This window comes from bacterium (genome assembly GCA_024742285.1).
GTDB lineage: Bacteria > Myxococcota_A > UBA9160 > UBA9160 > UBA4427 > UBA4427.
Window position 1 is genome coordinate 51,691 of record JANSYR010000007.1, and the last position, 18,863, is coordinate 70,553.

The window sequence follows — 18,863 nt, forward strand, 5'->3', positions numbered from 1 at the left end:
CCAGGATAGGGACTTCGCCTGCGCTACTCGACCGAGGCCTCGCGCAGCTCGCGGAACGACTCCTCGAGGCACTGGGCGTAGAAGCTCGGGTCCGGCATCTGCTCGCGACAGGCGGTCACCGAAACGGTGATCATGCCGTTGTAGGAGAGGACGGCATGGAAGAGGCCGATGCCTTCCATCGGGAGGCCGAGTCCGAACGAGCCGACCATCTTGGCGCCGGTGAAGTAGAGCGGAATCTGCGGCCCCGGCACGTTGGTCACGACGCAGTGCGCGACCGGCGTGAGCCGACTCATGAGACCCGTTCGCGCCACGAGACGACCGGCGATCCCCGCGAGCGCGCCCGGCATCGTCTGGGTCACGTCGGTCATCGTCCGCGCACCCACGGCCTCGGTCATCTGCTTCGAACTCTGCGTCGAACGGAAGACCTTCTCGAGACGACGCACCGGCTCGACCTCGTCGGTGTGGATCGCGACGAACATGCCGGACACCTGGTTGCCCGCCGTGCCCGCCTGGTCGGCGGTCCGCGTCGAGATCGGCGCGAAGGCCGACAGGGTCTCGAGGGGCAGCTCCATGTGGTGCTCGAGATACTTCCGGAGCGCACCGCCCACCGTCGCCAGGATGACGTCGTTGACGGTGCAGCCCTCGACGCGCTTGCGGATCTGCTTCACGTCGGAGAGGTCGAAGCTCGCCGCCTCGAACACGCGATGGGGCGAGACCTTCCCGTTGAATCGCGTGCGCGGGACCTCCGCCGGCGCATCCTCGTCGTCTTCGCGCGCCGCGGCCGCTTCGAAGTAGCCGCGGATCGCCGGGGGCGCCGCCTCGCTGAGGATCTGCGCGAAGCGGAAGGGCTGGCGAATGTTGTTGACCGTCGCGCGGATCCCGAGCTCGAGCACCGAAGGCTCGGACTCGGCGACCCAGGGCATGGTCGGCGGCTCGGGCTTCCCATCGACCTCGAGGTCGTGGATCGCGGCGGTCATCTCGACGCCCGAGACACCGTCGATCGCGGCGTGGTGGATCTTCGTGAGCACGGCGAAACAGCCGGGCGGCAGGCCCTCGACCTCGTCGAGGCCTTCGATCACGTACATCTCCCAGAGCGGCTTGCCGAGGTCGAGGGGGCGCGCGTGCAGACGGGCCACCTGGATGCAGAGCTGACGCCAGTCGCCGGGCTTGGGAAGCGCGATGTGCCGGACGTGGAACTCGAGATCGAAGTCCGGGTCCTCGATCCAGTACGGGTGATCGAAGCCGAGAGGCGCGCGCACGATCTTCTGCCGGAAGCAGCGGGCGAGATGGAGACGCGACTCGAGATTCGCGAGGATGCTCTTGAACGTGACGAGCCCACCCGGCGCCGTCGCCTGGTCGTAGATGGCCAGGCCGCCGATGTGGGTCGGCGCGTTGCGCGTCTCCATGTTGATGAAGGTCGCGTCGAGTGCGCTGAGCTGTTCCATGGTCGGGGGGCCTCGGGTGCGGGACGTACCAGAGGAAGATCCCACAATTGGCCTTCGCGGGTCAACCAATCCGGGGGCGGGCCCCGGACGCCCCTACAGCGCAGCGTGTCATTCCCCGTCCGCGTCGGCGCGCCGCGTCATCGCCTAGCAGCTGAGCGTCCGCAGCGCCTGCTCAGCCCGGAAGCGGGCCCTTGCCCTCCCGCGTGACCTCGAGCTCACCGCCCGCCGCCCGCAGCATCGTCGACGGCTCGGGCCACATGGGTCCGCCGTCGATCAGCACGTCCACGCGCCCTCGGAAGATCCGCTCGAGCTCGTCCGGATCCTCGAGGGCCGGCTCGTCGTCGCCGGAGGTGAGCGAGCCCGTCACGATCGGCTCTCCCAGGTCGTCGACCAACATCCGACACAGCGCCGAGTCGGGCATGCGCAGTCCGATCTCGCCGAAGCGGTTGCGCATGTCGCGGGGCACGTCGGTGCTCGCCTCGAGCACGATCGTGTAGGCGCCCGGGAGGATGCGGCGGACGGTGCGGAACACACCCGTCTCCATGATCGCGTAGTGGCCGAAGTCCGAGAGCTCGTTCACGAGCATCGAGAGCGGCTTCTTCGACCGTTCGTCGTGCCCCTTGAGAGTCCGGATCGTGCCGATCGCCTTGCGGCTCGAGAGCGCACAGCCGAACGCGTATCCCGTATCGGAGGGATACAGCACGACGCGGTCGCGACCGAGCGCATCGATCGCGGGTTTCAGCTTGCGCGGGGCCGGGCGCTCGGGATCGACACGGAGGCGTTCCATTCCCGCCTCGGCTCAGGGCGCGACCGAGGAGGACAGCTTCGGGAAGCCGAGGGCTTCGAGCGTCTCGACGATGTCCTGCCCGGCGGTCGCCGGATTCACGTTCTTGTCGATCTTGCGGAGGACGCCGTCGCCGTCGATGTAGAAGGTCCAGCGCCTGGCATAGAGCCCGCCGAACCCGATCACACCGAAGCGCTGCGCGGTCTCGCCGTCGGGATCCGACAGCACCAGCGTCTTCGTCTTCATCGCCTCCGCGAACTCCGCGTTCTTCTCTGCCGTGTCGAGAGAGACATAGAGCACCTCGACGTCGAACTCTGCGAGTCGTTCGGCACTGTCACGCAGCGCCGCGAGTTCGGTCGTTCAACCCGGGGTGAACGCCTTGGGGAACCAGGCCACCACGACGCCCTTCTTGCGTGCGGTCTCGCCGACGTAGTCGGTGGAGGCGAAGGATCGACCTTCGCCCTCGAAGCGGAATTCCGGCGCCGGCTCCCCGACCTTCGGTGCGCCGAAGGCGGATTGGGTCGCCAGGACGAGGAGGAGGGCCAACGACCCGCCGAGGAGTGTTCGAAAACGCATGGTCAGTACCTTCGCCTCTCCCGCGCGGGGCGGCAACACCGCGGTCGTGCTAACGAAATGGCGCCCCTCGCGTCCGGGTCCCCGTGGGCTCGAAGCCCCCGCCCGCGCGATCGCGCGCGTCGCCGGCGCTCTGCTCGATCTCTCCGGCGCCCTCTCTCCCCTCTCCACACAGGAGTCCCTCCCCATGGCCAAGCCTGCCTTCGACTGGACCGACCCGCTGCTGCTCGAGGACGAGCTGACCGACGAGGAGCGCCTGATCCGCGACACCGCCCGCGAGTACGCGCAGGACAAGCTCATGCCTCGCGTGCTGACGGCGAATCGCGAGGAGCGCTTCGACCGGGAGATCATGAACGAGATGGGGGCGCTGGGCCTGCTCGGCTCGACGCTGCCCGCGAAGTACGGCGGCTCCGAGGTCTCGCACGTGGCGTACGGTCTCATCGCCCGCGAGGTCGAACGCGTCGACTCCGGCTACCGCTCGGCCATGAGCGTGCAGTCGTCCCTCGTGATGCACCCGATCTTCACCTACGGAACCGAGGAGCAGAAGACGAAGTGGCTGCCCGGGCTCGCGACCGGCGAGCTCGTCGGCTGCTTCGGTCTGACGGAGCCCGACCACGGCTCCGACCCGGGCAGCATGCGCACGCGCGCCGACAAGACCGACGGCGGCTATCTGCTGACGGGCAGCAAGACCTGGATCACGAACAGCCCGATCGCCCACGTCGGCGTCGTCTGGGCCAAGCTCGACGGCGAAATCCGTGGCTTCCTCGTCGAAGACGGCATGGAGGGTCTCACCTTTCCCAAGATCGAGGGGAAGATGTCGCTCCGCCCGTCGGTCACCGGCGAGATCGTGATGGACAACGTCTTCGTGCCGGAAGAGAACCTCTTCCCCGAGATCAAGGGCCTGGGCGGACCCTTCGGTTGCCTCAACAAGGCGCGTTACGGCATCGCGTGGGGCTCGATGGGGGCCGCCGAGTTCTGCTGGCACGCCGCCCGGAAATACACCCTCGACCGCGAGCAGTTCGGCCGCCCCCTCGCGGCCAACCAGCTCATCCAGCTGAAGCTGGCGGACATGCAAACGGAGATCACGCTCGGTCTGCACGGCTGCCTGCGAGCCGGACGCCTCCTGGACGAGGGGCGCCTCGCCCCGGAGAACATCTCGCTTCTCAAGCGAAACAACTGTGGGAAGGCACTGAAAATCGCCCGCAAGGCGCGCGACATGCACGGCGGAAACGGCATCTCGGACGAGTTCCACGTCATCCGTCACCTCGTGAACCTCGAGACGGTGAATACCTACGAGGGTACCCACGACATCCACGCGCTGATCCTCGGGCGCGCGCAGACCGGGATCCCGGCGTTTTCGTAGGTCGCGCTGCGCGCGCCCGCTCGGCGCGGGGCGCGTCTTGCGGTGAAGGCTCCAGGGATGTTTCGCGGCGATGCTTGTGCCCGGCTTCGGGCTGCGTTGTACTTGGTCCCGATCCGGAACGGATCCGTGTCGCTGGGGGGCGACGCTTCCCCGACACGTTCATCTGGCCGCCGTTGTTTGCGGCCCGGACGGACGACGTGGTGCACCACGTCTCCGATCCAAGAGGGGAAGACCATGACCAAGTTCACGAAAGCGATCCTGCTCGCCGCGGCGCTGATCTTTGCGCCGCTGTCCGCCGCCCAGGCCGATAACGACATCGGCTGCGGCCTCGGAACCGAAATCTTCAAGGGACAGACGGGTCCGGTCCAGAAGATCGTCGCGTCGACGACCAACGGCATGTTCGGGTTCCAGTCGATCTCGATCACCTTCGGTCTCCTGAACTGCGGCTCCTGGAACGACACGATCACGGCGAACGCCCAGACCCGTCACTTCGCGGCGGCGAACATCGACGCGCTCGCTCGCGACGCGGCGATGGGTCGAGGCGAGAGCCTCGACACGCTCGCGGCGCTCCTCGAGGTCGAGGACACGGTCGCGTTCGGCGAGTTCGCGCAGACGAACTACGACGCGCTCTTCCCGACCGCAACGGTCACCTCCGAAGAGCTGCTCGTCTCGCTCGATCGCCTGATGGCAGCCGACGAGCGCTTTGCGGCGGCCGCGCCCTCGGCGCAGCTCTAGCCTGCTCGGGCCCGGGGATCCTCCATGGGGCTCCCCGGGCCCGTGATGCGCCGCCTCCATCCCGCGGCGCTCCTTCTCGCGCTCGCCGTGGCGTTCGGAGCCATCTCTCCTGCGAGCGTCCTCGCTTCGACCGGCGACCGCATCGCAGCATCGGCCCGCGACCCGCACTGGCTCGCGCTGCTCCACCAGGCGCGCCACCGTCCGAGCCGCGCGGCCCGTAAGAGCCTGACCGAGAGCGGCTTCTACCTCCATCCGGAGGGCGCGCGCGACCCCGCGAGCGAGCTCGCGGCGACCCTCGCTGCGATGACGTCGTCGGACGCGAAGGCCGCACAGACGGCCCGCTGCCGCCTGCCCGCGCGCCATGCGTTCCTCGCCGAGCAGGGTCTCGTCGACGCCGAACGCGGAGCCTGCCCCCGGTTCGACGAGTGGCGCACCGCGATCGGGACGGTCCGCGCGACGATCGTCTTTCCCGAGGCCTTCCTCGGGAATCCGTCTTCGATGTTCGGCCACACCCTGCTGCGCTTCGACCCCGTCGACGCGGAGGGCGGAGCGCGGACGCCGCTGCTCGGCTGGACCCTCGACTACATGGCCCACCCGGGCGAAGACCGAGGCCCGCTCTTTCTCGTCCGCGGACTCGTGGGTGGGTATCTCGGCCGCTTCGGAATCGCGCCCTACTACGCGAAGACGCGCTTCTACGGGGACTGGCAGGACCGGGACATTTGGGAGTACCCGCTCGCCCTCGAGACGGAGGAGGTCGACCGCATCCTCCTCCACGTCTGGGAGCTCGAGACGGTCGCCCTCCCCTACGTCTTCTTCACGCGCAACTGCTCCGAGTACCTGCTCGACGTACTCGAGATCGCGTGGCCGGGCCTCGACCGGGCGGGAGGCTTTCCACCGGCGGTCACGCCGATCGATACGCTGCGCGCCATGGAGGCCCGCGCCCCCGGCTCCGTCGGGACCCCGTATCTCCGAGCTTCCCCGGCGACGAAGCTGCAGGCCGCCCTCGCGAACCTCGCGCCCGAAGACGGCGCCCTCGTCGAAGCGCTGGCGACCGGATCGGTCCCGCCCGACGATCCTCGCGTCACTGCTCGGCCGGAATCCCTCCGTGGACGCATCCTCGCCATCGCCTACGACCTCGCCTACCACCGAACGACCGCGCGAAACCAACCGTCGATGGCGGAACGCGAACGCCTGGCCGATCTGCTTCGAGCCCGTAGCCGACTCGGGGCGAGGCCCAACGAGCAGGAGCGGATCGAGACCCGGGACCGCGTCGACCCGCTCGGGGGCCACGGAACCGCGCGAACCGAGATCGCCGCAGGCGTCGACGAGGGGGAAGCCTTCGTCGAGTGGCGTCTCCAACCTGCCTATCACGAGGCCATCGACGCCCCGGACGGCTTCGCGGAAGGCGGCGAGATCCGCTTCCTCGATACGCGCCTCCGCTACTACCCCGAACACGAGCGGGTCCGCCTCCAGGAGTTCACCGTCGTCGACGTCTCGACCGCGAGCCCGTGGCGCGCGCCCTTCCGGCCCCTCGCCTGGCACGCCGGCCTCGGACTGCAGACGCGACGCCTCTCCGACGACGACGGCAGCGGACTCGAACCCGAGAGCCTCTTCCGATTCCAGGGCGGCGTCGGCGCGGCCGCCGCCCCGCTCGAGCGACTCCACCTCTACGCCTTCGGCGAGGTCGTCGTCGAGGCCGGCCGCGGCCTCGAGGGCAACGGTGCCGCCGGACCGGTCGCCCGTCTCGGCGGGTCGTGGACCTCGCGCGGAGGCGGGACGACCCTCCGCGCCGAAGCGATCGCAGGGGGACTCTTCGGCAGGGATGCGAGCGAGTGGCTCCGCATCGAGGTCGAGCAGCGCGTCACGCTCACCGACGAGTGGTCGGTCACCTGGGGCGGCCACTTCGACCGCGCCTACGGCGTCGGCGCCTACGAAGGGCGAGCGTCCTTCATCCGCTACTTCTGAGCGCGCAGCTCACGAAGCACCAGGCCTCTGCCCGTTCGCGCAGCCCGCGAAGCGAAACGCCCCGTGCCCGCGCTACGTGCCGGCCCTGTCCGCGCGGCCAGAGGCCGCGCAAGCTAGAAGTGCCACGGGAACTTCGAGAAGTCCCGATCCCGCTTCTCGAGGAAGGCGTCCCGCCCCTCTTCCGCCTCATCGGTCATGTAGGCGAGACGCGTCGCCTCACCGGCGAAGACCTGCTGCCCGACCAGGCCGTCGTCGACGAGATTCATCGCGAACTTCGCCATCCGCTGGGCCGTCGGGCTCTTCGTGTTGATCTCGGCCGCCCACTCGAGGGCCACGTTCTCGAGCTCCGCGTGGGGCACGACGGCGTTGACCATGCCCATGTGGTGCGCCTGTTCCGCGGAGTAGCTCTTGCCGAGGAAGAAGATCTCCCGCGCGAACTTCTGACCGATCTGCTTGGCCAGGTAGGCCGAGCCGTAGCCACCGTCGAAGCTCGCCACGTCCGTATCCGTCTGCTTGAAGACCGCGTGCTCCTCGGAGGCGAGGGTCAGGTCGCAGGTCACGTGGAGACTGTGTCCGCCGCCGACCGCGAAACCCGGAACGACCGCGATCACGACCTTCGGCATGAAGCGAATCAGGCGCTGCACCTCGAGGATGTGCAGCCGGCCCGCGCGACCCGCGTCGATCGTGTCGGCGGTCTCGCCTTCGGCGTACTTGTAGCCGTCCCGGCCGCGGATCCGCTGGTCGCCGCCGCTGCAGAACGCCCAGCCACCGTCCTTCGGCGAAGGGCCGTTGCCCGTCAGCAGGATCACGCCGACGTCGGTCGTCATCCGCGCGTGATCGAGGGCGCGGTAGAGCTCGTCGACCGTCTTCGGACGGAAGGCGTTGCGGATTTCGGGACGGTGGAAGGCGATCCGGACCGTGCCCTGACCTTTCGCCCGGTGGTAGGTGATGTCCTCGAAGTCGAAGCCGGGGACCTCGTCCCAGCGCGCGGGATCGAAGATCTCCGAGATCGTTTCGTTCGACATGGGCCTTCTCCTCGTCCGCCATCGGCTCGGCGGGCGGCGGAGCATAGCGGCGTGGAGCCGGACCGGCGGGCGGAGGGGATCGCGGCCGAGAGGCCGGCCGGGCGTTGCTATCGTGGCCGCCGGATCCGGGAGGCAGACGGCAGACCATGGCGCCCACGATGAAAGACGAGCTGGACATCGAATCGATCGGCGAGGACGTGCCGCTCCTGGAAGGGCTGCGCACGGCCCGGGCGATCCGGCGCCTGCGCCCGGATCCGATTCCTCGCGGGCTGATCCGCAAGGTCTGCGAGGCGGGGACTTTCGCACCCTCCGGCGGCAACCGGCAGCCCTGGATCTTCGTCCCCGTCGACGACCGCGAGAAGATCCAGTGGGTCGCGGATCAGTACCGTCCGGTCTTCCAGAGCTACATCGCCCCGGCGATCGAGCGCGCGGAGCAGGAGAACTTCCCCGATCGCCTGAAGCGCAACATGAGGGCGGCGCTGCATCTCGCCGAACATCTCCACGAAGCCCCGGTCCTGCTCTTCGTCGCGGGCTTCATGCGCCGCGGCGAGCCCCAGCTCCAGGCGCTCTTCCCCTGCGCGCAGAACGTGTTGCTGGCCTGTCGCGCCGTCGGACTCGGCGCCTCGTTCACGACCCTCCACCGCGCCTTCGGCGAGGAATGCGATCGCGTGCTCGGCCTGCCGGAGAGCATTCCGAGCGCGGTGATGATTCCGATCGGCTGGCCCGCCGGGAAACACGGAAGACCGCCGCGCAAGTCCGTCGACGAGAAGCTCTTCTGGAACGAGTTCGATGCGTCGACCCTCGAGAAGGAACGCCCGATTGAGTAGGGCCGCGCGGATCGCGGGCTTCACCCTTCCTCTTCTCCTCGTGGTCGCCGGCGTGGCCGTCGCGAACGAGCCCGAGCGCCCCAACATCCTGCTGCTGATGGCGGAGGACCTGTCGCCCCGGATCGGCGCCTTCGGCGACGCGGTCGCGCGCACTCCGAACCTCGACCGGCTCGCCGCCGAGGGCACGCGGTTCACGAACGTCTTTACGACGGCCGGGGTCTGCGCGCCGAGTCGGGCCGCGCTGATCCTCGGCCGACATCAGATCTCGACGGGCACCCAGCACATGCGCAGCTCCGGCGGGGGCTACCTCGCCGTGCCGCCGCCCGACGCCAAGGCCTTCCCGGAGCGGATGCGCGCCGCCGGCTACTTCACCTACCAGCTCCACAAGCTCGACTACCAGTTCAGCGGGACCTTCTCCGGAAGCGGACCGGACTCGATCTGGGACGCCGAGGACGACGAAGCGCAGTGGACCCCCCGACGGGAAGGCCAGCCCTTCTTCGGCATGGTCAACTACATGGTCACCCACGAGAGCGGCGTGATGGCACCGCTCGGCACCTGGCCCCACAGCTTCACGCACCTGGTCATGCAGGGCATGCAGTGGTTCACGCGCCGCGGCTTCACCGACGCGGTGGTCCCCACCGATCCCGCCCGCGTCGTGCTCCCGCCCTACTACCCCGACCTGCCGGAAGTCCGCGCGGACCTGGCGCGCCACTACGACAACGTGCAGATCATGGACGCACAGGTCGGCGCGCTGCTGGACCGGCTCGAGCGCGAGGGGCTCGCCGACGACACGATCGTCGTCTGGACGACGGACCACGGCGACGGCCTGCCCCGGGCGAAGCGTGATCTCTACGATTCCGGGCTCCGGGTCCCGATGATCATCCGCTGGCCGGAGCGGTTCCGCCCGGACGACCGGCCCGCCGGGCAAGTCGACGCGCAGCTCGTCAGCTTCGTCGACCTCACGGTCGCGCTCCTCGCGATGGCCGGCATCGAGCCCCCGCCCGGGCTGCACGGGCGCGACTTCCTCGACCCGGAGATCCCCGAACGGGAGTACGTCTACGCCGCGCGCGACCGGATCGACGAGCAGTCCGACCGCCAGCGCGCCGCCCGCAGCCGACGATTCAAGTACATCTGGAGCGGACACCCCGATCTGCCGGAGGGTTTCCCGCTCGACTACCGCGAGAACCAGGACATCGTGCGCGCGATGCGCCGCGCCTTCGAGGAAGGGCGGCTCGACGCGAAGCAGCGGCGCTGGTTCGAGGCCCCCGGAGAGGAACGGCTCTTCGATCTGGCGCGTGATCCGCACGAGGTCGAGGACGTCTCGGACGATCCCGCCTACGCCCGAGACCTCGCGCGCATGCGCGAGGCGCTCGCTGCGTTCCGGGCGCGCGTACCGGATCTCTCGGAGGATCCCGAGGCGGAGCTCGCCGAGCGGTTCTGGCCCGGTGGCGAACAACCGACGACCGGGGTGCCGGAGATCCGACTCGTGGACGATCGGGTGCAGGTGTCCTGCGCGACGCCGGGGGCATCGATCGAGGTCGCCTGGGACGACGGTCCGTGGCAGCTGTACAGCGCGCCCCTCGAGCCGCGGCCCGGCGTGCCGCTCTCTGCGCGTGCCGTGCGCTACGGCTACGCGGGAAGCGAAGAAGTCGAACGCGTGCTCCCCTGAACACACGGGCGCGCGTGACCGGAACGCCGAGAACCCCGAGTTCTTCCGCGTAGTTGGCCGCCCTCCCGTCGGTCCCTTACCGTCTTCGCGCGCTGCGGCTCGTGCCGCGGCGAACCGACCCTGCGCCGCACCCGGCCGACCGGCCCAGCCGCGCCCTTCCCCACCGGACCGCCCCGCGGTCCCATCCAGGAGTCCTCCCATGCGTGAAGTCGTGATCGTCCAGGCTGCCCGTACCCCCCTCGGCAAGCGGAAGGGCCAGATGGCCGCTGCGCACTCGATCGACATGCTCGGTGCCGTCCAACAGGCCGTGATCGATCGCGCCGGGATCGACGCCAAGGAAGTCGGCCAGGTCGTCGGTGGCTGCGTCGGTCAGGTCGGCATGCAGACGATGAACGTCGCGCGCAATGCCTGGCTCGCGAAGGGCCTGCCGATCGAGACGCCCGCGACGACCGTCGATACCCAGTGCGGCTCCTCCCAGCAGGCGACGAACCTCGCCTACGCCCTCGTCGCGTCGGGCGTCGTGGACGTCGCGATGGGCTGCGGGGTCGAGGCGATGACGCAGATCCCGATGGGCTCGACGATCCCGAAGGAGCCCTCGGTCGGCGCGCCGGTCAACAAGAACTACTGGGCGCACCACGAGTTCACGAGCCAGTTCGAGGGCGCGGAGCGGATCGCCAAGAAGTACGGCATCACGCGCGAAGACACCGACGCCTTCGGCAAGCGCTCCCAGGACCTCGCCAAGGCGGCCTGGGAGGCCGGCGCCTTCGATTCGCAGATCGTGCCCTTCGAGGCCCCGATCGGCTTCGACGAGAACGGCAAGCCTACCGAGGAAACCGAGCTCGTGACCCGCGACGGCGGTCTCCGCGACACGACCCTCGAGGGCCTCGCCCAGCTCAAGACCAACACGCCCGACGGCGTGCACACCGCGGGCTCGTCGTCGCAGATCACCGACGGCGCCGGCGCGGTCCTGCTCATGACCCGGGAACGCGCCCAGGAGCTCGGCGCGACGCCCATGGCGACGATCGTCGACACCTGCCTGGTCGGCTGTGATCCGGTGCTCATGCTCGAAGGTCCGATCCCGGCGACCCAGAAGCTCCTCGCCGACACGGGTCTCTCGATGAGCGACATCGGCGTATGCGAGATCAACGAGGCCTTCGCGTCCGTCGTCCTCGCCTGGGCCAAGGAGCTCCAGCCCGACATGGACACGGTGAACCCGAACGGCGGCGCGATCGCCCTCGGCCACCCGCTCGGCGGCACCGGCTCGATCCTCCTGACCAAGGCCGTGCACGAGCTCGAGCGCTCCGGCAAGGAGCATGCCCTCGTCTCGATGTGCTGCGGCGGCGGCATCGGCACCGGCACGATCATCCGCCGGGGCTGATCCACACGCGGCGCCCCGGCGCCGTCTCGTCCCAGGGAACGGGGGAACGGTCGTGTACCGTTCCCCCGTTTTCTCTTCGCGCTCGTGTCGTCGGAGGCGCAGGAGGGCTCGTGGAGATTCTCGACGTCGACCTGATCGGCTTCGAACGCGGCGACGGCGCGCGGCGACGGGCCGTCGTCGACGGCGTTCGCCGAAGCCTCGAGACCGGCTTCGTCTACCTGCGCCACGACCTCGACGAAGAGGAGCTCACGGCGGCCTACGCGAAGCTCGCGACCTTCTTCGCGCTGCCCGACGAAGCCAAGGCGAGCAGCACCGCCCCGGGCTCCCGCGGCCAACGCGGCTACACCGGACGCCTCGTCGAGATCGCCCACGGCCGGCGGACCGCCGATTGGAAGGAGCACCTCAACTGGGGCGAGACCGCGCCTCCCGACTCGAGCCTCGGCGCACGCTTCCCCGATCAGTATCTCGAGCCGATCTTCCCGGAAGCCGACGTGCCCGGGATCAGCGCGCTCCTCATGTCCTTCCATCGCCGCGTCGCCGAGCTCCAGCGCCGATTCCTGCGGATCGTGGCCGAGGGGCTCGGCGCACCCGCGGCCTTCTTCGACGCCATGACCGAGCACGGCGTCCATCTGACCCGCGCCATCCACTACCCCGCGATGGCCGAAGCCCCCGCCGCGGACGCCGCGCCCGGCGAGCCCCACGTCTGGGCCGCCGAACACGGGGACATCAACCTCGTGACGGCGCTCCCGCGCGCGACGGCGAAGGGGCTCCAGGTGAAGACCGACGGGGGCTGGATCGACGTCGAGCCGCCGCCCGGTCACGCCGTGTTGAACAGCGGCATGATGCTCGAGCGCATCTCGAACGGCGTCCTTCCCACCGGCCTCCACCGCGTCGTCGCAGAGCCCGACCAGAGAGGCGACCGCCTCGCGGTCGTCCAGTTCTGCCACCCGACCCCGGACACGATCCTCGCCCCGATGCCGAGCTGCGTCTCCGCGGACCGGCCCGCGCGAGCCGAACCGATCACCGCCGCCGACTGGCTCGCCCAGGTCCTGGCGGACATCGGCCTGAACGACGCCTAGCTGAGCGCGGCGAGCGCCCGCAGCCGGCGGACCCGCCGAAGCACCAACCCGGCGAGCGCCCGCAGCCGGCGGATCAGAAGTCCTCGCGATCCGGCCGCAGGTCGATCTCGAGGGACCAGGCGCTCGGGGGCTGCGAGTGGAGCATCCAGTAGGCCTCGGCGATGTCGTCGGGCTGCATCATGCCGCCCGCCCCGAGGTGGTCCTTGATCCCCGGGAAGCGGGTGTTCACGATCTCGCCGTCGATGATCCCGTCGATCACCACGTGGCCCACGTGGATCCCCTGCTTGCCGAAGTCCCGGGCGAAGCCCTGCACGACCATCCGCAGCGCGGCCTTGCCGCTGGCGAACGCCACGAAGGGAGGCTTGCCGCGCATCGACGCGGTCGCGCCCGTGTAGAGGAGCGAGCCGCCCCCGTTCGGGACCATCCGGCGCGCGGCCTCCTGACCCACGAGGAAGCCACCGAAGCAGCAGACCCGCCACAGATCCTCGAAGAATCGGGGCTCGATCTCGAGGGTCGGAACCGGCAGGTTGTTGCCCGCGTTGTAGACGACGACGCGCGGAACACCGCCCAGACGCTCGGCCTCGTCGAAGTAGTGCTTCACGCCTTCCACGACCGTGGTGTCGCCGACGACGGCACTCGCTTCGTGTCCGAGGGCGCGAATGGATTCCGCGACCCCCTCGAGGTTCTCGCGAGTCCGCCCGCAGACGAGGACGTGGAAGCCCTCGCGAGCGAAGCGCCTCGCCACCGCGGCGCCGACCCCGTTCTCTGCCCCGACGCCGATCACCAGCGCGATCTCGTTCGCCATGCTCCCCTCCTTCACGGCTCCGACCGAGCCTCGCTCAGACCAGACGGAAATCGACCCCCGCGAGCGGGATCGTCTCGCCGGCGCGCGCGCGATCCGTCGCGTGCAGGTCGATCCGCACGAGCCCTTCGAGCTCTCCGTCGCCCGCCGCCTGGAACTCGACCGAGCCCTGATCGAGATCGATGCGCCGGATCGCGCCCTCGGCGACCACCTCGCGATCGAGGACCTCGCCCCAGCGCGCCGCGAGCTTCCCGGGATCCGGGCTGCGCAGCGCGATTCCGACGAGTCCATCCACGACGTCCTGGCGGACGAACTCGCGCCAGTCGGGCCCCGCACCGGCCCAGGAGGTCGTCGGCTGCGGATTGTCGAAGGAGATCATCATCCCGCCCGTGTCGCTCGGATGGAGATGGATCCCCTCCCACGAATCGCCCTCGGCGGGCTCCTCGGTCTTCAGCTCGAACGCCACGCGGAGGCCGAGTCCTTCGATCCGCTTCCGCCAGGGCGCGAGGTCGTGGGTCTGGAGGATCACCATGTAGCCGCCGTCGCCGCCCTGACGGTCGAGGTGGCGACCGCCGGGGGTGTTCGCGCGGGTGGGCGCCAGGATCTCGATGAAGGTCGTGCCCATCGGGAGCACGACGTTCTCGAGGCCCCAGAGATCGACGCCGGGGTCACGGAACGCGACCTCCAGCCCCAGCGCGTCGTGAAATGCCTTCTCGGTCGCCGGCATGTCCCGCACGATGAGCGTGATCTGCAGCAGCTCGAGTCTTCCGGTCGCGCCCATGCCGTCCCCTTCCGCGCAGCCACCGCACGCGAGCTAACGTCGGCCTCGATTGATAGCCCACCCATCACAGGTAGCGCCGATGAGCCAGCCCATTGGATCGACCGTCCTCTACGAAGTCGAAGACGCGATCGCCACGATCACGATGAATCGCCCGGAAGCGCGCAACGCGCTCTCGATGGCGCTCCAGCGCGACCTTTCGGCCGCGCTCGCTCGAGCCGATGCGGACGATGCGGTTCGGGTCGTCATCCTGACCGGCGCGGGCAAGGCCTTCACCGCCGGCGTCGACCTGAAGGAGTTCGGGCAGATCGGGGGCCAGACCGAGGGCGACGCCGACGGCGAGCGCCCGGACATCTGGCAGGCGATCGAGGCCTGTACCAAGCCGATCATCGGCGCCGTGAACGGCCCGGCGATCACCGGCGGCTTCGAGGTCGCCCTCGCCTGCGACGTGCTGGTCGCCGGACGGAGCGCGCGCTTCGCCGACACCCACGGTCGCGTCGGCGTCCTGCCCGGAGCCGGCCTCTCCCAGCGACTCTCCCGGGCGATCGGAATCTACCGCGCCAAGTATCTCTCGCTGACGGGCAACTTCCTCGATGGCCAGACCGCCTTCGACTGGGGCCTCGTGAGTCACGTGGTCGACGACGACACGCTCATGGAGACCGCCGGGCAGATCGCCCGCGACATGCTCGGGCTACAACCGCACATGCTTCCGGCCATGAAGAAGGTGATCGACGACGGCTTCGCGATGACCTTCGGCGACGCGATGCCGATGGAGTCCGAGCGGTCCCGGGCGCAGATCCGCGAGGCGGACGCCTGGCGCGGGGCGGGCGAGGCCTTCTCGGGCGTCCGCGACCGCGGCCGCGAGCAGAACGGCTAGAGCGCGCATCGTGGGCTGGCTCCGCGCGATCGTCCTCGGACTCCTCGGCCGCTTCGGCACGTCGCTGCGCTTCCCCGTGCTCTTCTTCCTGACCGCCGGCCTCTTCTCGCTGAACGTGGTCCTGCCGGACCCGGTCCCCTTCCTCGACGAGCTGATCCTCGCCCTCATGACGGCAATGCTCGCCTCCTGGAAGCGGCCACCGGCCCCTCCGCAGGACCCGACCGAGCCGATCGACGTGACCTCGCGCGTGGAACGGATCGACCCGCCCGAGTGAGGCGCAGGGTTCGATCGGGATCCGGCGAGGACCGCCTCAGCGCCGCGGGGCGCCCGAGAGTCCCAGCAGGCCGAGCGCCATCAACAGCGCCGTCGACGGTTCGGGAATCACGGCGATCCAGGCCTGGCTCGAACCGTCGGGCGCGCGCCCGTTGCCGACGATCGTGCGGCCGTCGTCGCTGATGGCGGTCGCCTCCTCGAGGTGCCAGCCCTCGAGATCGACGAGGGCTCCGAGGACGTCCTGAAGGCGTCGCTGCCCGTTCACCGGATCCCAGATCGTGGCCGCCGACCCGATGTCCGGGAAGCTCCCGCCGTAGCGAACGAAGCCGACCACGACGTTGCCGTCGGCGGAAACGTCCAGCGCCTGGCCCTCCGTATCTTCGCTCGAAGTCAAGCCGAGATCCTGGATGCCGGTCGCCGCGGTCCAGCGAAAGGGCTGCGTGCCACTGAAGCCGACCGCAACGACGCCGTCCGCGGACACGCCGAGTGCTCGACCGAAGGGCGCGTCTCCGATCGCGCCCAGGTCGATCGGATTCGCCGTGCCCGCCCAGAGAGCCGGAGCGCCGGCCGTTTCGCCGACGATGATCCCGCCGTTCGCCGAGACCGCGTTCGCGGCGCCGAAGCCACTCGCGCTGCCCCCGAATCCGGGGAGTCCCTGCATCCCCGTCGCATCCGTCCAGCGGAAACCGGGCACGCCGCCCGTGATCCCGACGACGACCGATCCGTCGGCAGAGACGTCGTAGGCGCTGGTCACACCGCCGCCGAGCGCGCCGAGATCCTGGAAGCCGCTTCCCTCTTCCCAGCGCAACCCGCCGCTTCCCTCGCTTCCGCCACTCCCACGGCCGACCACGACCGTTCCGTCGTTCGAGACACCGAATGCGATCGCAGGCCCGAGCCCCTCGAGGCCCGTCTCCGCCGTCCAGCGCATCATCCGGAGTGTGCCCGCGCCGAGCCCGACCTGGGCCCGCCCGACGACGACGCTTCCGTCGCCGGAGATCCCGTCGGCGCTGATCGCCTGGAAGCCCGATTCAGGAAAGAGACCGAGACTCTCGAAAGACGCGGCGGACACCGTCGTCGCGGTCATCATGAACAGGCCGAGCAGCGGAGCGGCGATCCGTTGCCGGACTCGACCCCGTACCGGTCGCTCGTGGTCGTCCATGATCGATTCTCCTCGTGATCGATCGACAGTGTCGATCCGTCGATGCGCGTGCGAGGGCCTGGTCCGCGCGACGCTGTCGATCGTTCCCCGATGGGGAGCGTGGGTGCCTCGAGGCGAACGCGAGTCACCGATCAGGGAGTGGTCGCGATCGACGCACCGTGGCGAAGTTTTCCTGCACGAACTCGCGAGGGGACGCAGGCGCTTCCCCATTCGATCGATTCGCCCGACCGCGGTCGACTGGCAGACCGGGATCGAGGGGATCCGACAGGAGCCGCGGCGAGCGCGCGGAGGGCGTGTTCGACTCCCGGTGGGGAAAACATGGCACGAGAAGTGCCTGTTATTCGACCAGGACGTTCGGCTCGCCGTAGCCCGCCTGCTTGCAGGCCTCCAAGTAGAACGCCAGGGTGGTCGACGCATCGACGACGCTCACCACGTTGCCGTCGTCGTCGAGGTTCACGTTCGCCCCGTACATCTGGAACCAGACGCGGGTCTCGTCCTCGATGCCCTGCAGGGTGTGGATCGAGCCGGCGGGCTCGTAGAGGAAGGATCCCGCCCGGTTCACGTAGTCGTACTCCTTGTACTTCCACGCGCCGGCGGTCGTGTAGCCGAAGACCGGACCGGTGTGCCGATGGCGGATGACCTCGTAGCCGGCCTGGAAGACGTTCTCGATGATCCAGAGGTTCTCGCCGAGCTTCACCTGCAGCACCTTGAGCTTGGCGCCTTCGCCGATGTCGACGAAGGGAAGATCATCGGCACCGATGTGGATCGAGTCGGGAACGAGCGGGGCGGCCATGGCGGGCTCCTTCGCGGGTGGCGCGTGTGGGTCGGTCGTGCGGGCGCGAATGGTATGATGGGTGCGCCCGGGTGCGTTCAGCGTACCACTCCCCCGGGCACCGCGAGGTCCCCATGTCCGCCGCCCCGATCCTGCCCGCCTGCGCCCGGGGCTTCCTCGAAGAAGCGAAGGCGATCCAGCCCCGTCTGGTCGACCTCCGTCGCCGGATCCACCGGGAGCCCGAGATCGGCGTCGACAATCCGCGGACGCGGCAGAAGGTCCAGGACGAGCTCGCGGATCTCGACCTCGACGTCCGGCTACACGAAGAGACGAGCGGCCTGGTCGCGGTCCTTCGCGGCGGGAAGCCCGGCCGCCGTATCCTGCTCCGCGGCGACACCGACGCCCTGCCCATGCCCGAGCAGACCGGGCTCGACTTCGCGAGCGAGATCGACGGCGCGATGCACGCCTGCGGACACGATGCCCATACCGCGATGCTCACCGGAGCCGCTCGCCTCCTGGCTGCAAGGCGGGAGGACCTCGCCGGCGAGGTCGTCTTCATGTTCCAGCCCGGCGAAGAGGGCTTCGGCGGTGCCGAGGTGATGCTGCGCGAAGGCATGCCGGACTTCGACGCCTGCTTCGCGCTCCACGTCGCGCCCCAGATCCCGACCGGGCGCGTGGGCTCGCGGGCCGGCGCGATCATGGCGAGCTTCGACGACTTCGAGATCGAGGTCCGCGGCCGCGGCGGCCACGCGTCGATGCCGAGCGACTGCATCGACCCGATCCCGATCGCGGCCGAGATCGTGCTCGCGCTCCAGAGCTTCGTCACGCGCCGGATCCCGGCGGCGGATCCGGGCGTACTGACCGTCTCGCAGATCCACGGCGGCACGACGAGCAACGTCATCCCCGACGTCGTGCGGCTGAACGGCACCCTGCGCGCACTCTCCGACCGGACGCGCGCGAGGCTGCTCGAGGCGCTTCCGCGGATCTGTGAGGGCATCGCGTCGACCCACCAGGCAACGGCGGTGGTCGACATCCAGGGTGGCTATCCGGTCGTGATGAACGACGCCGCTTTCGACGCGTTCGCGCGGGAGACCGCGGCGGAGCTCCTCGGCGAGCGGGCGCCGATCCTCCTCCCCGCGCCGATCATGGGAGCCGAGGACTTCGCCTACGTGCTCGATCGCGCACCGGGCGTGATGATGCTCCTCGGCGTGCGTCCGCCCGACGAGAAGGATCCCCAGCCCTGCCATTCGAGCCGCATGATGCTCGACGAGGATGCGATGGCCCTCGGCAGCGCACTCCACGCGACGATCGCGACCCGCTACCTCGCGGCGGGATGAGCGTCGCCCGAGCCCCCCGGCC

The 18,863-nt window shown here is 69.6% G+C and carries 18 protein-coding genes and 1 pseudogene; 10 read left to right on the forward strand and 9 right to left on the reverse strand.

What is annotated here, in order from left to right:
- Positions 1-23: 23 nt before the first annotated feature.
- From NXI30_14030 to NXI30_14045, 4 genes and pseudogenes are all read right to left on the reverse strand, one after another.
- Positions 24-1,445: a wax ester/triacylglycerol synthase family O-acyltransferase gene (locus NXI30_14030; protein MCR9095335.1), complete on the reverse strand. Its 1,422-nt coding sequence runs from the start codon at positions 1,443-1,445 to the stop codon at positions 24-26.
- A 172-nt stretch (positions 1,446-1,617) separates the two neighbouring features.
- Positions 1,618-2,232, reverse strand: a complete 615-nt coding sequence (locus tag NXI30_14035) for an L-threonylcarbamoyladenylate synthase (GenBank protein MCR9095336.1) — start codon at positions 2,230-2,232, stop codon at positions 1,618-1,620.
- 12 nt (positions 2,233-2,244) lie between these two features.
- Positions 2,245-2,574 (reverse strand): annotated as a pseudogene (locus NXI30_14040) (redoxin domain-containing protein).
- Between the two features lie 15 nt (positions 2,575-2,589).
- Positions 2,590-2,805, reverse strand: coding sequence for a hypothetical protein (locus NXI30_14045; protein MCR9095337.1), 216 nt, complete (start codon positions 2,803-2,805; stop codon positions 2,590-2,592).
- Between the two features lie 184 nt (positions 2,806-2,989).
- On the opposite strand from NXI30_14045, the gene NXI30_14050 reads away from it, so the two are divergent.
- The 3 genes from NXI30_14050 to NXI30_14060 all read left to right on the forward strand — a co-directional run bounded on the left by NXI30_14050 (position 2,990) and on the right by NXI30_14060 (position 6,865).
- Positions 2,990-4,165 carry an acyl-CoA dehydrogenase gene (locus NXI30_14050; protein ID MCR9095338.1) on the forward strand — a complete coding sequence of 392 codons (1,176 nt, stop codon included), beginning with the start codon at positions 2,990-2,992 and terminating at the stop codon, positions 4,163-4,165.
- A 234-nt stretch (positions 4,166-4,399) separates the two neighbouring features.
- Entirely contained in the window at positions 4,400-4,900 is a 501-nt protein-coding gene (locus NXI30_14055) for a DUF3015 domain-containing protein (GenBank protein MCR9095339.1), read from the forward strand.
- 24 nt (positions 4,901-4,924) lie between these two features.
- Complete coding sequence (locus tag NXI30_14060; GenBank protein MCR9095340.1) at positions 4,925-6,865, forward strand: DUF4105 domain-containing protein; 1,941 nt, start codon at positions 4,925-4,927, stop codon at positions 6,863-6,865.
- Positions 6,866-6,978: 113 nt separating this feature from the next.
- Here NXI30_14060 and NXI30_14065 read toward each other — a convergent pair whose 3' ends face one another.
- Positions 6,979-7,890: a 1,4-dihydroxy-2-naphthoyl-CoA synthase gene (locus NXI30_14065; GenBank protein ID MCR9095341.1), complete on the reverse strand. Its 912-nt coding sequence runs from the start codon at positions 7,888-7,890 to the stop codon at positions 6,979-6,981.
- 158 nt (positions 7,891-8,048) lie between these two features.
- On the opposite strand from NXI30_14065, the gene NXI30_14070 reads away from it, so the two are divergent.
- The 4 genes from NXI30_14070 (at position 8,049) to NXI30_14085 (ending at position 12,843) form a co-directional block, all read left to right on the forward strand.
- A complete protein-coding gene (locus NXI30_14070) occupies positions 8,049-8,717 on the forward strand; it encodes a nitroreductase family protein (GenBank protein ID MCR9095342.1) in 669 nt (222 codons plus the stop codon).
- The gene (locus NXI30_14075; protein ID MCR9095343.1) at positions 8,710-10,386 is read left to right on the forward strand and encodes a sulfatase; all 1,677 of its coding nucleotides are present in this window, start codon (positions 8,710-8,712) and stop codon (positions 10,384-10,386) included. The genes NXI30_14070 and NXI30_14075 overlap by 8 nt, the downstream gene beginning before the upstream one ends.
- Positions 10,387-10,585: 199 nt before the next feature.
- On the forward strand, positions 10,586-11,764 hold the full coding sequence (locus NXI30_14080; protein ID MCR9095344.1) for a steroid 3-ketoacyl-CoA thiolase: 1,179 nt from the start codon (positions 10,586-10,588) through the stop codon (positions 11,762-11,764).
- A gap of 110 nt (positions 11,765-11,874) precedes the next feature.
- Positions 11,875-12,843, forward strand: a complete 969-nt coding sequence (locus NXI30_14085; GenBank protein MCR9095345.1) for an isopenicillin N synthase family oxygenase — start codon at positions 11,875-11,877, stop codon at positions 12,841-12,843.
- Between the two features lie 73 nt (positions 12,844-12,916).
- Here NXI30_14085 and NXI30_14090 read toward each other — a convergent pair whose 3' ends face one another.
- Together NXI30_14090 and NXI30_14095 are read right to left on the reverse strand one after the other, a co-directional pair.
- Positions 12,917-13,648 (reverse strand): SDR family NAD(P)-dependent oxidoreductase, encoded by a 732-nt coding sequence (locus NXI30_14090; protein MCR9095346.1) that lies wholly within the window; start codon positions 13,646-13,648, stop codon positions 12,917-12,919.
- A gap of 34 nt (positions 13,649-13,682) precedes the next feature.
- On the reverse strand, positions 13,683-14,426 hold the full coding sequence (locus NXI30_14095; protein MCR9095347.1) for a VOC family protein: 744 nt from the start codon (positions 14,424-14,426) through the stop codon (positions 13,683-13,685).
- 79 nt (positions 14,427-14,505) lie between these two features.
- Here NXI30_14095 and NXI30_14100 point away from each other — a divergent pair, with 79 nt between their 5' ends.
- A complete protein-coding gene (locus NXI30_14100; protein ID MCR9095348.1) occupies positions 14,506-15,300 on the forward strand; it encodes an enoyl-CoA hydratase in 795 nt (264 codons plus the stop codon).
- 10 nt (positions 15,301-15,310) lie between these two features.
- Positions 15,311-15,574 carry a hypothetical protein gene (locus NXI30_14105; GenBank protein ID MCR9095349.1) on the forward strand — a complete coding sequence of 88 codons (264 nt, stop codon included), beginning with the start codon at positions 15,311-15,313 and terminating at the stop codon, positions 15,572-15,574.
- Between the two features lie 36 nt (positions 15,575-15,610).
- Here NXI30_14105 and NXI30_14110 read toward each other — a convergent pair whose 3' ends face one another.
- Both NXI30_14110 and NXI30_14115 read right to left on the reverse strand, forming a co-directional pair.
- A complete protein-coding gene (locus tag NXI30_14110; GenBank protein ID MCR9095350.1) occupies positions 15,611-16,732 on the reverse strand; it encodes a PEP-CTERM sorting domain-containing protein in 1,122 nt (373 codons plus the stop codon).
- Between the two features lie 337 nt (positions 16,733-17,069).
- On the reverse strand, positions 17,070-17,525 hold the full coding sequence (locus NXI30_14115; GenBank protein MCR9095351.1) for a 2,4'-dihydroxyacetophenone dioxygenase family protein: 456 nt from the start codon (positions 17,523-17,525) through the stop codon (positions 17,070-17,072).
- A gap of 113 nt (positions 17,526-17,638) precedes the next feature.
- On the opposite strand from NXI30_14115, the gene NXI30_14120 reads away from it, so the two are divergent.
- The gene (locus NXI30_14120) at positions 17,639-18,841 is read left to right on the forward strand and encodes a M20 family metallopeptidase (protein MCR9095352.1); all 1,203 of its coding nucleotides are present in this window, start codon (positions 17,639-17,641) and stop codon (positions 18,839-18,841) included.
- The last annotated feature ends 22 nt before the right edge of the window (positions 18,842-18,863 follow it).